At 40.7% G+C, this 14914-nt stretch carries 12 protein-coding genes; 2 read left to right on the top strand and 10 right to left on the bottom strand.

The genetic code is table 11. The annotated features are described in order from the left end of the window. Positions 1–37: 37 nt before the first annotated feature. Genes RT138_RS07990 through RT138_RS07970 form a run of 5 tightly spaced genes read right to left on the bottom strand, consistent with a single transcriptional unit; the run spans position 38 to position 4809 of the window. The gene (locus tag RT138_RS07990) at positions 38–1171 is read right to left on the bottom strand and encodes a cysteine desulfurase family protein (protein ID WP_185210494.1); all 1134 of its coding nucleotides are present in this window, start codon (positions 1169–1171) and stop codon (positions 38–40) included. 41 nt (positions 1172–1212) lie between these two features. Beyond that, positions 1213–2817, bottom strand: a complete 1605-nt coding sequence (lnt, locus tag RT138_RS07985) for an apolipoprotein N-acyltransferase (protein ID WP_313190247.1) — start codon at positions 2815–2817, stop codon at positions 1213–1215. A gap of 4 nt (positions 2818–2821) precedes the next feature. Then, positions 2822–3643 (bottom strand): PH domain-containing protein, encoded by an 822-nt coding sequence (locus tag RT138_RS07980; protein WP_313190246.1) that lies wholly within the window; start codon positions 3641–3643, stop codon positions 2822–2824. Between the two features lie 36 nt (positions 3644–3679). Continuing rightward, entirely contained in the window at positions 3680–4345 is a 666-nt protein-coding gene (gene rsmI, locus RT138_RS07975; RefSeq protein ID WP_185210491.1) for a 16S rRNA (cytidine(1402)-2'-O)-methyltransferase, read from the bottom strand. Between the two features lie 20 nt (positions 4346–4365). Then, positions 4366–4809 (bottom strand): acyl-CoA thioesterase, encoded by a 444-nt coding sequence (locus RT138_RS07970; protein ID WP_313190245.1) that lies wholly within the window; start codon positions 4807–4809, stop codon positions 4366–4368. Between the two features lie 266 nt (positions 4810–5075). On the opposite strand from RT138_RS07970, the gene RT138_RS07965 reads away from it, so the two are divergent. Continuing rightward, positions 5076–7886, top strand: a complete 2811-nt coding sequence (locus RT138_RS07965) for a TonB-dependent receptor (protein WP_313190244.1) — start codon at positions 5076–5078, stop codon at positions 7884–7886. A 12-nt stretch (positions 7887–7898) separates the two neighbouring features. Further along, a complete protein-coding gene (locus RT138_RS07960; protein ID WP_313190243.1) occupies positions 7899–8954 on the top strand; it encodes a phytase in 1056 nt (351 codons plus the stop codon). 103 nt (positions 8955–9057) lie between these two features. Here the strand turns inward: RT138_RS07960 and RT138_RS07955 are convergent, their stop codons facing one another. The 5 genes from RT138_RS07955 to RT138_RS07935 form a co-directional block, all read right to left on the bottom strand. Continuing rightward, complete coding sequence (locus tag RT138_RS07955; protein ID WP_313190242.1) at positions 9058–10731, bottom strand: fimbrillin family protein; 1674 nt, start codon at positions 10729–10731, stop codon at positions 9058–9060. Between the two features lie 28 nt (positions 10732–10759). Further along, on the bottom strand, positions 10760–10978 hold the full coding sequence (locus RT138_RS07950) for a hypothetical protein (protein ID WP_313190241.1): 219 nt from the start codon (positions 10976–10978) through the stop codon (positions 10760–10762). Positions 10979–11386: 408 nt separating this feature from the next. Next, positions 11387–13060 (bottom strand): fimbrillin family protein, encoded by a 1674-nt coding sequence (locus RT138_RS07945; RefSeq protein WP_313190240.1) that lies wholly within the window; start codon positions 13058–13060, stop codon positions 11387–11389. 23 nt (positions 13061–13083) lie between these two features. Then, complete coding sequence (locus RT138_RS07940) at positions 13084–13314, bottom strand: hypothetical protein (protein ID WP_313190239.1); 231 nt, start codon at positions 13312–13314, stop codon at positions 13084–13086. 251 nt (positions 13315–13565) lie between these two features. Beyond that, entirely contained in the window at positions 13566–14831 is a 1266-nt protein-coding gene (locus RT138_RS07935) for a DUF819 family protein (protein WP_313190238.1), read from the bottom strand. Positions 14832–14914 lie beyond the last annotated feature (83 nt).

Genomic DNA, 14914 nt, shown 5'->3' with positions numbered 1-14914 from the left:
CATTGCAACAGCCTTTTTAATATTATCGTAAGAGACTTTATTTGTGGTTACAGATTTCTTTTACTGTTGCTACCACGAAGTCTATTTCTTCTTTTGTATTGTACTTGCTGAAAGAGAACCTCACAGATGGTCTGGTACCATCAGCTCCAATTCCCTGTAGGACGTGCGAGCCTATTTCGGAACCTGAACTACAAGCACTTCCACCTGATGCAGAAACGCCCTTGATATCTAGGTTGAACAATAGCATGTCGCCCATGTTAGTGCATGGTAAGGATACGTTCAGAACTGTATACAAAGATTTGTCTGAATCAACCTCGCCATTGAATCTTACATCTGGAACGGCTTTGATCAGCTCAGCTTTCATATAGTCCTTTAGGGACTGAATATAAGTTTGGTGTTCGTTCATTTCAGCATAAGCGATTTCCAATGCTTTAGCCAATCCAACGATACCATAAACGTTTTCTGTGCCTCCACGCATGTTTCTTTCCTGCGCACCTCCGTAGATAAGTGGTTTGATCTTATTGCGTGCATTGATATACAAGAATCCAACGCCTTTAGGACCATGGAATTTATGAGCTGCACCAGTAATAAAGTCGATTTTTAGGTCTGCTAGGTCATGTGCATAATGTCCCATCGTCTGAACGGTATCTGAATGGAAGATGGCGTCAAATTGCTCACATAGCTCACTAACCTTTTTAAGGTCAGTTAAGTTGCCTAATTCATTATTGGCATGCATCAAGGAAACAAAGGTCTTTGGGTTTTTAGACAAAAGCTCCTCTAGTTGACCAAGATCAACATTTCCTTTTTCATCAACTCGTAAAAGATCTAAATGAATTTTTCCAGCTTTTTCCAGTTCTTCCAATGTGTGTAGAACAGCATGGTGCTCAATTGGTGAACTGATTGCGTGGGTAATATTATAGGCTTCAATAGCACGAACGATGGCCATGTTGTCAGCTTCAGTTCCTCCGGAAGTAAAGAAAATCTCGGAAGGTGATGCATTCAATAATTTAGCGACTGTTCTTCTTGCTTTTTCAACAATGGTCTTCATTTCTCGGCCATGTGCATGGATGGACGATGGATTTCCAAAATTCTCGTTCAACATCTGAACCATTACCTCAATAACTTCTTTATCTAAGGCAGTGGTGGCGGCATTATCAAAATAAACTTGCATGGCGGCAAATATAATTATTCAATAGGATAATTCTGTTATATTTATTTTTTTCTGACAATCATTAAGCCTATTGATATTAAGCCTGTTACGAATGATAAATAGACTATTAAATCACTATATTTTGTATAGAAAGTAAGGTCTTCATTCAAATTGATTTCCTGTGACAGCGCAGTCGGCACCCACCAAGAACTTTTTTGGACAATATCACCACGTTGGTTGATAAAGCCAGAAATACCCGTATTGGCTGATCGAACTACCCATCTGCGGTTCTCAATGGCCCTAAGTTTAGCGTATTGTAGGTGTTGGTCCTTTCCTGAGGTATCTCCCCACCATCCATCATTGGTGATGACGGCAATAAATTGGGCGCCTTTTTTAATATATTCAGCTACATAATTGCCCCAAATAGATTCATAACAAATGACTGGTGCAGCGCCAATCCCACTGGCAGAATAAAAGACCGAAGGTTCTTCTTGGCTACCGTATCCTCCGGTAGTACCACCAAAATGTTTGAATAGTGGGGTTAAAAAAGACAAGGTTTTTCCAAAAGGAGTTTTTTCGGCCCCCGGTACCAATTTAGATTTGTGGTAAAATTGCAGCTTACTAGAGCCGTCTACCAATACTGCCGCATTGAAGCTGTCATAAAAAACATTCCCAATCGGTCTTGCTGTCAGAGTCTTCTGATCTTCATAGATCTGGTAACTCTCTATCCCAGAAAGCACATTTCCATTATGATAAGGTTCCAAGAATTCAAGGATCTTATTGTATTGGTCATACTCCCGAAACTCCTCCTCATTGATTCCATTAGATCCTGATATTGCAGTTTCAGGCCAAATAAAAAACTCGGTATTTAGTTTTGCTACTTTTTGCGAAAGGTCGGTTAGGGTTTTTAATTGCTCCTCTGGGGTAATTGACCCAAATTTACCGTAAGGATCAATATTTGGTTGTACTGTTACAATTTCCGAAGGGTTGACATGTTCTTCGTAAGTGCTGTAGACAATTAAAGATCCAATAGCAGGAATGAGTATCCAGCCAACCAATGAACCTAATAGTAGTTTCTGGCTGTAGACTTCTACTTTTTCCTTCCTTTGCCAATACCATAGGAATACAAGGATATTGGCCATCCAAATCCACAAAGTACCACCATAAACACCAGTGACGCTATACCACTGAACCAGTTGATGGAAATTGGCAAATCCATTCCCTAATGTCATCCAAGGAAATGCTAGTTCCCAAGTCTGGTGCAGGTATTCATATGCCATCCAAAAGGAAATAAGCCCCATAAAGCTCAGTATGATGTTGTTCCTTTTGCGCATCTGGTAGTAAAGGTTAAATGCCAATGCCATTAAGAGAGGCGCCAGGGTAAATGGAATCAAAGAAACCATAAACGATGGAAATACATCTAAAACAGCATTCATGGCATTAAATACCCAATAAATGGATGCGGTATTCCAGATGACACCTGTCAAGAACGCTAGACCAAATATCTTGCGGCCTTTCTTTTTATAGTCCCCACGGATCACGTTTTCAACAGCGATCAATAAGGGTACAAAAGCAACAAAAAGTAGAAAGCTAGAATATGGGATAGGGGGCCAAGCCAGCCACAGTAATACAGCACTTAGACCGGCTAGTAGGTAATTGTTTTTCATGCTATTATAATTGGCTTAAAACTTCGGCCTTCTTCGTTTCGTATTCGGCTTGGGTAATAAGCTGCTTGTCATACAAGCTCTTTAATTTCTTGAGTTTTAAAGTGATTTCATCATCCTCCTCAACTTTATTCACTTCCGGACTTGGTGTAGGTGCCGTTGGGGCAGGAGAGTTGAAAGAAGTTGGCTGTTGATAGCTTTGAGGTTCTTGTTTTGCAGCCTGAGCTTGCTGGTTTTGTTGGGCGAACATAGAATTCAAGCTAGGTCTTTCCTCAAACTTTGGAAGTTCAACCGGTTTTTCAGCTTCAACAGGCTTTGCAGGTTCGGCTGGTTTAACAGGTTCAACCTTCTCTTCAGAACTAACCACAGGATTACTGTAAGCTGGTTTATTGCCATAAACAGGAGTGCTTTCCTTAGCTTCATTTTTCTGGTTCTGCAGATTAGCTAAAGCATCCTTTATCAGTTGGTACAACTTCCTGGCCTGTATTTTAGGAATATAATCAATCGTTAAGTTCTCGCCGGTAAAAGGGATTACGGTAACCTTGGAGCCAAAGATCTCTTCCTTAAATGCAATATCCTTAATATCCTTCCAAGGGAAGATCTCGAAGTTGGTAGCAAGACCCAATTTTGTGAACTCGCACAGGAAGATTCTCCTGTTAGAAAGGGTAATGCTATCCGGCAATAAGTTCACGGCCGGTTTCTTTTGCAGGGCTATATAATTAATGGATTCTCCAGGGGTCAACATATCCAAAATCTTTCCATGGATCTTTTCTACCACTTTTGGATCCTGTCCATCCTGAACAAATTTGTCGATTTGATAATTTTCCATTGATTTGATATTTACGTCAAAAATTCTTTTTTATTATTATTCATGTCCCGCGACACAGCACACAAATTCCCCTTTGATAGGGTTGGATTCAAAATGCTGTTTAATCTCTTCCAAAGTGCCTCTCACGGTCTCCTCATACATCTTACTGATTTCACGGGATATCGAAGCTTGTCTTTCAGGACCAAATATTTGAATGAATTCATCTATGGTTTTCAAGATCCGATGCGGAGATTCATAGAAGATCATCGTTCTTTTTTCTTCAGCCAATGATTTCAAGCGGGTCTGTCTGCCTTTTTTTACAGGAAGAAATCCTTCAAAACAAAAGCGGTCATTTGGCAAGCCAGAATTAACCAGGGCAGGAACAAAAGCCGTTGCTCCTGGCAAACATTGCACATCCAGACCTTCCTTGATCGTTTCCCGAACCAATAAAAAGCCAGGGTCTGAGATTGCTGGAGTCCCGGCGTCCGAAATTAGCGCTATCTGGTTCCCTTCCTTTAACAATCGGATAATTTCTTGGACGGCTTTATGCTCATTATGCTGATGATGGGCAAAGACTTTTTTGTCAATCCCAAAATGCTTTAATAAAGGGGCACTGGTCCTTGTATCTTCAGCTAATATAATATCAACCTGCTTCAGGACATTGATGGCCCGAAAGGTCATATCTTCCAAATTACCAATTGGTGTGGGAACAATATATAACATAATCCAAAGATAGCGATTAACTAAGAATCTATTTCAGTATAATCTTCGGACTTAGGTATTTTGCTGATAATTTCCATCCATTCTTCTGGGATGTTGGTCAATTTCCTTTCTCTAATGTTCATCCAGGCACCATCCACTAGCACAACGGCCGCTTTCACACCATTTTCCTTAAAGATCTCATGCCTGAAGGAAAACCTAGAATTGAGCTTGTTGAATTTAGTGATCACTACGCTTACTTTTACGCGCTCATCCAAACCTATTTCCCGCAAATAATTCAACTCTTCACGAAACAAAATAGGTCCAATCTTTCGCTTATTGAATTCCTCTAGCGACAGCGCCATCTTATTCAGCATATTACTCCTTGCCTGTGCACAAAAATCTGCATATGCAGAATGCCGTAAATGCACATTTGCATCAATCTGCGACCATAATACCTGTCCTTCGTAAAATATATTTTCTTCCATCGACCTTAATCTTTAGTGTTTTTCTAAAAATATGAAAAATAAATAATCAGCTTTCCATGAAATACGAAGCTTAACAATCTGATGAGAATTCAATGTTAACTTTTTGTGTACTGCATTTCTTCCATTCAGGCTAATTTGCTGATAAAAAGAAATAATTACTCATTATAGGAAAATCGCCAGCTTGGTATGTTAACAAATTAATAACATCCAGTTAATAATCTAGTAAATCCCTATAAATATTTTTGGGCCATTAAATTATTAACTTTATGAGATTATTCCTATTATTCCTATTCAATTTCATTTGTTGTATTTCCTTCGCTCAAAGGACCACCCCTTTGGCCACAACGACCATCCTAAAAGGTAAGGTTATGGACAACAATGATCATTTTTCTTTACCAGGTGCAACTTTAAGAATTGCAGAGGGCAATAAATTCACGGTTTCCGATGCAAACGGAAATTTTGAATTCCTAAACCTTCCTGCTGGAACTTATACGGTATCGGTTGACTATTTAGGTTACCAACATTTTGAACAAAAGATCCAGACTACCGATGAGGCTGTTGAAATCTTTTTGGAGCCTGCTAGCAAAACAATCGATGAGATCCAAGTCATTGGAGACATTGCGAAAGGTCAAGCAAAAGCCTTGAACCAGCAAAAAAATAACAGCAACATCACAAATATTATTTCTTCTGACCAAGTGGGCCGTTTCCCGGATCAGAATATCGGAGATGCCTTGAAAAGGGTTCCGGGTATTACGATGCAAAATGACCAAGGTGAGGCAAGAAATATTATTGTCCGTGGTCTTTCCCCAGAATTGAACTCTGTGACCTTGAACGGTGACCGTATTCCTTCTGCAGAAGGTGATAACCGTAATGTTCAGATGGACTTGATTCCTTCCGACATGATTTCATCCATTGAAGTCAACAAAACATTGACCCCTGATATGGATGCCGATGCGATTGGTGGTAGTGTGAACCTGATCACTCGTGCCGTTCCAAATAAGCAACGTATTTCCGCTACGCTAAGTGGTGGTTATTCCCCAGTTCGTGAAAAAGCAATCTACAATGGATCTTTGATCTATGGTAACCGTTTTCTGGATAACAAGATGGGCTTGGTATTGAGCGGAACGATGCAGACCAATGATTTTGGTTCTAACAACATTGAAGCCGAATGGGACCAGAAAGATGGAAATGTATTCCTAAAAGAAATGCAGATCCGTAAATATGATGTGGTCCGTGTCCGTAGAAGTGTATCAGCTGCCTGGGACTACAACTTTAATTCTAGAAACAGGATTGCCTTAAATGCCATGTACAACTGGCGTGATGACCGCGAAAACCGTTTTGCAACCAAGTTCTCAAAGCTAAAGTACGATAATGCAACCAAATCTTACACAGGACTGATTGAACGTGAAACTAAAGGCGGTATTGATAATAGCAGAAACAAAGGCCGTCGTTTAGAGCGTCAGACTGTATTGAACTTTTCATTGCAAGGGGAGCACCTTATTTCACCTTTGTTGGATATGGACTGGGCTGCTTCTTATTCAAGAGCCTCTGAATGGAGACCTAACGAAAGGTATATCTCTTATGAAAAACCATCGGGACCTCTTTCTGTCGATATTTCTGATCCTTACCTGCCATTTATTGCGAATGCAAACGCAGATTTGGACAAATTTGAACTTAATGAAATCACAGAAAATGAAAACAACACCCATGAAGATGAATTCGGTGCCAAATTAAACTTCCGTATTCCTTTGTCGGTGATTGCAGATCAAAAAGGAAGGATCCGTTTTGGTGGACGTGTAAGGTTGAAAACCAAAGAAAGAGATAACAATTTCTTTGAATACAAGCCCGTTACTGGTTTTGAGACCCTAACTTCTGGAATGCCATTGGTGACATGGGACGCAAAAACTTGGGACCAAGGTGAGCGTTATGCTCCAGGGACCTTTGTAGACAAGAACTATTTAGGAGGATTAAACCTAAGCGATAAATCTAAATTTGAAGAAGAGGCAAATCCAAAAGAGTTCCTTTCCCAAAACTATAAAGCAAAAGAGCAGATCTTTGCAGGTTATGTGCGTTGGGATCAAAATATTACAGAAAGAACAGCCTTGATCTTGGGAGCTCGTTTGGAGCATACTCGCATTGACTATACCGGTAATAATGTTGTTGATGAAGAAGAATTAAAAGGTCAGATCCGTAATGAAAACAGTTATACCAACATTCTTCCCGGTATTACCCTAAAGCATAATTTCTCGGACAACTTTATCCTTCGTGCTGCTGTGACAACCAGTTTGGCAAGACCAAACTACTACGCCTTGGCGCCATATGTTAACTCCAACATAGAGGATAAAGAATTGTTCGCGGGAAATCCAAACTTGAAAGCAACCTATTCAACCAACTACGACATCATGTTGGAGCGCTATTTCCAAAATGTGGGTATTATTTCCGGAGGTGCATTTTATAAAAACCTAAAGAACTTTATCTACATGTACAATGATAGGAGCTTTACAAATGCTCGTTTCTCGGAAGTGTTCCCAGATCTAGCAAACCCTATCGCTGCAGGCGAAACATGGGACTTTGCGCAGTTTAGAAATGGAGATAAAGTGGATGTTTATGGTTTTGAAGTTGCTTTCCAGAGACAGTTGGATTTCCTTCCCGGTAAATTCCTTCAAGGTTTCGCCATCTATGCAAACTATACCTTTACCGAGTCAAAAGCTAAGGGTATCTCAGGTGAAGATGGTGTATTGCGTGAAGGCCTAGGTCTGCCTAGAACTGCTCCACACATGTTGAACGGATCCCTGTCTTGGGAAAACAATAAATTCTCTGCTCGTGTATCTGCAAACTACACAGCTGCTTACTTGGATGAAATCGGAGATGATGCATTCACCGATGCTTATTATGACAAACAGTTTTTCCTAGATGCAAATGCTGCATATAAAGTAACTAAGTCACTTCGCATTTTTGCTGAAGCCAACAACCTAACCAATCAACCTTTGCGTTACTACCAAGGTGATGTACAGCGCATGCGCCAATTGGAATATTACAAGCCGCGCTATACCCTTGGAATTAAATATGACTTATAAACAAACCAACAAATGAAGAAACAGATTACAATATTTAGTTTTGCGGCCTTAGTGCTTGTCTCTTGTGGAGATAAGTTGGCCCCTGTTGCCGAGAATGCGCTGAAACCAGCCGTAATTACCGAAGTCGTGCCTAATGATACCGATGATCCCGCTATTTGGGTCAACCCTCAGGATAGTTCCCAGGTAATCGTTATCGGGACAGATAAACATGAAAAAACCGGTGGGCTATATGCCTATGATATGGACGGAAAGATCATCAATAAGGTCGTTCCTTTGGACCGTCCAAACAATGTCGATATTGCTTATGGCTTTAATTTGGCCGGTAAGAAAGTAGATATAGCCGTAGTTACAGAACGCGGTACAGATAAGATCAGGGTGTTCAGTTTGCCAGATCTTAAGCCACTGGATAATGGCGGTATTCCCGTGTTTGAAGGCGAAACAGAAAGGTCACCTATGGGTATCGCGCTATATACGCAAAAGGATACTACAGGAAATAAAATTTATGCCATCGTAGGTAGAAAGATCGGACCGACCGGAAAATATCTGTACCAGTATGAGCTACAGGATAAGGATGGCGTGATCGTAGGTAATAAAGTACGCGAGTTCGGGGCTTTCCAAGGTGGCAAGGAAATCGAGGCAATAGCCGTGGATAATGAACTGGGTTATGTTTATTATTCTGATGAAGGTTTCGGTATCCATAAATACTATGCTGATCCTGCCAAAGGCAATGAGGTCCTAGCGGTTTTCGGTCAAAAGGATTTCAAGGAGGACCATGAAGGTATTGCCATCTACAAAAGCACGGACAGTACAGGTTATATTGTAGCCTCCAATCAACAGAACAACTCCTTTAACATTTACCCTCGAGAAGGGGATGCAGGAAATCCTCATCAATATACAAGGATTGCTGAGGTTCCGGTATCAGCTGTGGAGTGTGATGGTGCCGATGCGATATCCATCCCGATCGGAGCTAAATTCCCGAAAGGAATGTTGGTTGCTATGAGTAATGGAATGGTCTTCCATTATTATGACTGGCAGCAGTTCCAAGATCATATTGATGCAAAAAAATAACATACAACAATTGGATTGATAATAGATAGGCCGCGAAAATTTCGCGGCCTTTTCTCAACACTAACTATTGACCTATACTTAAAACTACCTATAACTTTCTTTATTATTTACGGACACATCTTACATTGGCGCCTCTTCCGTCCTTGATCTGTTCTAAATCGAGTACCATTGTCGTAAACACGGCGCTCTGCCTGTAATACATGGTCATGTACATTGAAGTGTCCGAAGTCCTATAATATCCTATATCCCCATATTTTGGAAAGAAAGGTACTATATTTCCAGCCTCATAATTGAAGTCTTTCAATGTTCTGTTCATTGCCCTATACCCAGCCGCAACAAAGGGTAGGTGCCTGTCTGGGTATCTCGGTGGACCCAATGATGAAACATTTGTCCAGGCCATATACCAGCCTTTATCACCGGGTTGGTTGTAGCGGACCCTGTTGGTCGTGTAATTTATTATGGTATGGTATTCAGAGGTCTTAGGAAGGCGCCAAGTCCCTTTCGGGTACACTTGGTCACATGGGTCCCAGATCGTCGGACCAGTTTGTGGAAGTGGTCTCGGAGGTCTGGTATCAAAGTAATCCCTTTCTATGAAATTCATCATACCTCCAGATTTGTTGTTTACAAAACCGTTGTCATACCAAAACCTGTATTGATTCTTCAAGGAGTTTGCAACAAAGGTGAGGTTTCCACGTGCCCAACTTGCGCCACCATAATTTATTCCCGATTCGATCAGCCGTATTTTTAGCACATATCGTTTGCCCATTTCAGGTGTAAAAGAAGGTACGCTAAATGGGACATTGTCAAACGTTCGATCAACAAAATAATCTACATTGGGCGTTTCTGAATTTACAGATTGACTTGTGATTATGGTATTCTTTATATTACCCGCTAAACTCATGTTTCCACCACTTGGAACAGTTAGGAAATCCATGTATTTCACCCAGCCTAAGGGAATGCTATCGGCTATGGCGTCGGTCCACTGGCTTGCATTAAAAGCTACAGGCGTGGTGCTCGTGAAATTTCCGTTAATAATTGAAAATACACCATTATTAAGACCAGTATTTCCACCACTTTGAGGCAATTCAATACTGGTACTCTTGATCTTGGAAAAGGTGCCCCTTGCATCCAATTCAATTCTGAGTAAGCTCATTTTCCGATGGAAAGTTATCTGAATTCTATTTTCGGCTTCAGGGTCATCGGAAGTTCGGATCAGCCCTGTCGCGTATAAAAATTCCGACCCCTGACCCAATGCTGTAGAATTAATGGTCAGATTTGGATTTGCAGGGTCAAATGTCGCTAGATCATTGCCATTATTGTAGGAATAGGCAAACCAACGGTAGTTTTTGTTCCTATAGGCGCCGATCACGATTTCAGAAGTTGCCGAAGCCTGTGCCTGACCAAAATACGTAGTTGCCTCACCGGCATCATTGGCATCATACAGCACGATCAGGTATTTTGTGCTGCTGGGTAGCGGGTTTGCTATGGCTATCGAACGGGATTTTGGTTCAAAGGCTTTCGATTCGGCTAGCATATAGTCATAATCTACACCATTTGCAGAAGTCAGCTCTTTTTTAAAGATCAAGGGTTCAGCACTTCTCTGTTTTGAACTGTGCTTTGCAAGGATTTCCTTTGTGTCTATGGTTTCTCCAATGCCTTGTACACTGAATGTTAATCCTTCCTTGCCCCCAATTGTAGGCTCAGGTCTCTTGCATTGGCAAAAGAGGATTAGAAAAGAAAATGAGATGAAGACAATTGGGTCAATTCTGTGCTTCATTGTTTTTTTAATTTGGGTCTATTTGCTTTTAGAAGTCTACATTAAAGGTTTTGCCGTCGGAATCTTCCCATTCATCAACTTTTGGCGTATTTTCGTTTTCCCCTCCAATCCTTATCCTGGTTGATGTAATAGCAACATCAAAATCTAATTTAACAACATAGATTTCAATTGTTGGAAGGCTATATTCTTGTTTGAGATGATCATTGTTTTTAAAAAAAGTTTTCCTTCTTGTTTTTTTATTAGGCATAAAATCATGCTTTTTAGTTTATGAATATTTCAATCCGATCAATCTTAAACTGGTTGGTCTATAATTATTTAATATTATTAATGGTTTATAATCGTTTGTTTCAAAATTATATAATTCAAAACTATATTTCGTAAAAAATTTATTAAAAGTATAAAAATGTTACTAAAGGCCTGTTTTTTGAAATTTTCTTTCGTAATATGTTTTATTAAGTCTGTAGTCGAAAATTATTCAAAACAAAAAAGGCGCAATGAAAATCATTACGCCTACAAGAAAAAATATTATATGTAGTTATATTTTTGCCTAATTATTTATTTTCTTATACATCGCACATTTGTCCCTCTTCCGTCCATAAATTGAGTAACAGCTAGGTTAATATTGTTGTTTTTTTTTTTGCTAATCAAATGGGGGTTATCTCCTCACGCAGCGAACATTTGCTCCAATGCCTTCATGTGTAGTAAACACCCTCATGCCAAAGTCTATGCCTGCAAATCCGCCATAGTCAAAATTGAAAAACTGGGTCGTGTCCGAGGTCTTAAAGAATCCTTCATCAGCTGAAAGCGTACCAAAACCCCGATAATTAAATCTCCTTAATTCTCTTGTCTTTCTGTCCCTGAAGCCAGCGGCAACCAAATTAAAATTATTGTTTTTGTACCTTGGAGTGCCCACCCCTGGTCGGTTTCTCCAAGACGCATACCATCCAGCATTATTCTGTTGATTGACACGGTGTCTATCATATGCCTCAGTCAGGTCTCCTAATCTTGCGTATTCTGCCGCTGTAGGAAGCCGCCATGTTTTTTCTGGATATACCAAGGCGCAAGGATCCCAATTGCTTGGTTCGGCTTGAGGTTCTCCTCTCGGAGGTCTGGTGTCAAAATAATCAGTTTCTATAAAGTTGTTCATTCCGCCATTGACATTTTTAATAAAGTTGTTGTCATACCAAAATCTGTACTTATTCTTTGGTGAATTGGCTACGTAAGTCAAATTTCCCCTGGCCCAATTACTCCCGCCCACTAAAAGTGTACTCTCCTTCAATCTTAATTTTATGGTATATCTCTTTCCTGCAACTGGTGTGAAAGCTGGGAAATTTAATGGAATCCCCGCTGTAGGTACCCCAAAATTTCGGTCTGCAAAGGTACGGGCCGTTGGGTCATCTGGGTTAATGGTTTGGCTCGTAATGGTCAGGCTTTTTAAAAGAGCCTGGAAATTCATAGGTTCTCCGTTCGGAACAGTATATAGTTGCTGGTATTTGACCCACCCGGTTGGGATGGTATCAGCTATATGATCAAGCCATGCTGGTTTGCTAAATTGCTCCGTATCGCTTGTCTCCGTAAATACGCCGTTTCTCAGGGAAAATTTTCCGTCTTTAAAGCCGTTAGATGATGCGGGATAATCAACTCGCAAATCTTTGATGGAAGAGAATGCACCTCTGGCATCGATTTCAAGGCGAATCGCACTGACCATTCTTTTAAAAGTAATGGGAACTACGTTTGGAGCGTTCGGGTCATTGCTCGTTGTGATTACGCCTGTGGCATACAGAAAGTCACTTTCGTCTTCATTCGTAGTGTTGACATTTAGAATAGGAGATTCAACTGTGGGTTGGGGGAAGAAATAATTGGTGTTATATGAATAAGCAAACCATCTATATTGCCTATTGCGATAAGCAGGAAACGGGATTGTTGGACCGTTGCCGGTGCTGTTGCCGAGCCATTTAAACGTGACTGCGTTGCCGTTGCCGTCTGCTTCAAACAGCATAATGAGGAACCTTGTATTATCGCCAATAGGTTTGCTGCTTACTGCTTTTGTCGATGCGAATTTCATCCCCGCATTTTCTTCGATGATTAAGTCTATGTCCATGCCGTTCACGTTGTGTAGTTCTCGGTGGATAGGGAATTTCTCGAGGTTTTGGCTGTTCCTGGACCTTGTGGAGCCCATTAACTCGGTGCTGCTGCCTTCTTCGATACCCGATATCCGAAAGATGATCCCTTTTTCGGAGGGCATGTCTTCGACGGGTGGCTTGCAGCAATTTAACATGACAATGCAAAATAAACCGCTCAAAAAGAATAGGGGGGCTGTAGTTTTCATTATTTTATGGTTTAGTGGTTTTCCTAAAAGTCAAAATCTTTAATGTTTCCCTCGCTGTCTTCCCAGTCTTCAATTTGCGGGACATTGCCTGGGCCTCCAGTTCTGACATGGGTTGAGGTAATCATTACATTAAAATCTAATTGTATGGGCTGAATGGAGATTTTCGGGCTCAAGTAAGGTCTTTTGACTTTTTTCCATACCAAGGCATTCAAATCTTCAGCGCCCAAGCAGTGTGTTGTCTGTGGGATCTTCATGATTGTTTCGGTTCTTAAAAACAGATTGGCTGTTTATCTATAATCGCTATTTTTTAATTAGTTGGTTCTTAATTAACTAATAATAGCAAAAATAAATAAAAATATTAATACTAAGGTAAAAATTAGCGTTTTTATCATGAACTTTAAGTTAAGTTTTTAGCCGATTCAGGGAAAATTGGCAAAATACGTGCTGGTAAGCAAAAAAAACAGCGCTATTTGAATTAGCGCTGTTTCTCAAAAAGATATGTTTTTTATACGCCTGAAGCGATTTTCATCAGTAATGCCGTTAACCAACCTGCGTAGGTTCCGATGGCATAGCTGAATACAGATAAGATTACTCCAACAGATATTAAAGAGGGATGGAAGGCTGCCGACATGACAGATGCGGAGGCCACACCGCCAACATTCGCCATGCTTCCCACGGAAAAGTAAAAGAATGGCACCTTAAAGATCTTGCCTACAATGATCAACAATAAGGCATGGAAACTGATCCAGATAAAGCCGACTACAAATAAACCAGGATTGCCCAAAATGGCCATAATGTTCATCTGCATTCCAATCGTCGTAATCAGGACATATAACAGTACGGTTCCGATTTTGGAAGCACCCGCAAATTCCAGTTTTTTAGCTGGCGTGAAAGACAGGGATATTCCAATGGCAGTTGCAAAGAAAATCAACCAAAAGAAAGTATTGGTCAGGGAGAATTTCTCTGTCTCCGGGTAATGGGTTGCCATAAAGTTAGCAACAGGGTCGGCCAATAAGGTTGCCAGTCCCGTTCCACCGAAGGCTAGCGCAATCATGATCATAAAGTCTTTCGTCTCAGGAATGCGGCTGTTTACTTTTACGCGCTCGTCCATTTTTGCCTTCAGGTGCTCCACGTCCTGCGAATCGGCCTTGAAGAATTTGTCCACGGACTTGTATTTGCTTGCACCATATAATAGAATGGCCATCCAGATATAGGCTACAAAAACATCCACGGCGATGATGGAAGAGAAGAGGTTAGGAGAAGGTTGAAGGATCTCCTTTAAGGCCACCTGGTTTGCTGATCCACCAATCCATGAACCTGCCAAAGCGCCTAATCCACGCCAGACCTCATCGGGTCCTGTTCCCCCAACGACTTCTGGAGCGACCAAGGATGTCAGGTAAACTGCCAATGGACCTCCCAATAGGATACCTATTGTACCCGTAATGAACATCAGGCCCGCTCTCTTGCGTAATGCCCACATCTCCTTGAGGTCTAGATTGATCACAAACAGGATCAAACAGGCCGGAAGAAAATAACGGCTGCCAATTGTCGTCAATGGCGAATTTTCACCATCGATGATGTTAAAGGAATTCAATAGCCCCGGCAAGAAATAACAGAGCAATAATGGCGGGATGACATTATAAAATCCTTTGATGTATTTGTTGGATAGACTGGAAGTGTAAAAAACCAATCCTAAGATCGTCATCAATAATCCAAAGACCACCGTAGTGTTCTCTATCAATGGTCCGGCTTCTGTATCGGTTATTTGCATAAAATTGTAATAATTGTTATTTTGCTGTGAAAATAGATAATTTTTCAATTATTTATTGAAATAATCAACATATCAAAAACATT

Source organism: Sphingobacterium sp. (assembly GCF_032065005.1).
Taxonomy (GTDB): domain Bacteria; phylum Bacteroidota; class Bacteroidia; order Sphingobacteriales; family Sphingobacteriaceae; genus Sphingobacterium.
Note: the sequence above shows the minus strand (reverse complement) of the source record. Positions and strands in the feature narration are given on the sequence as shown.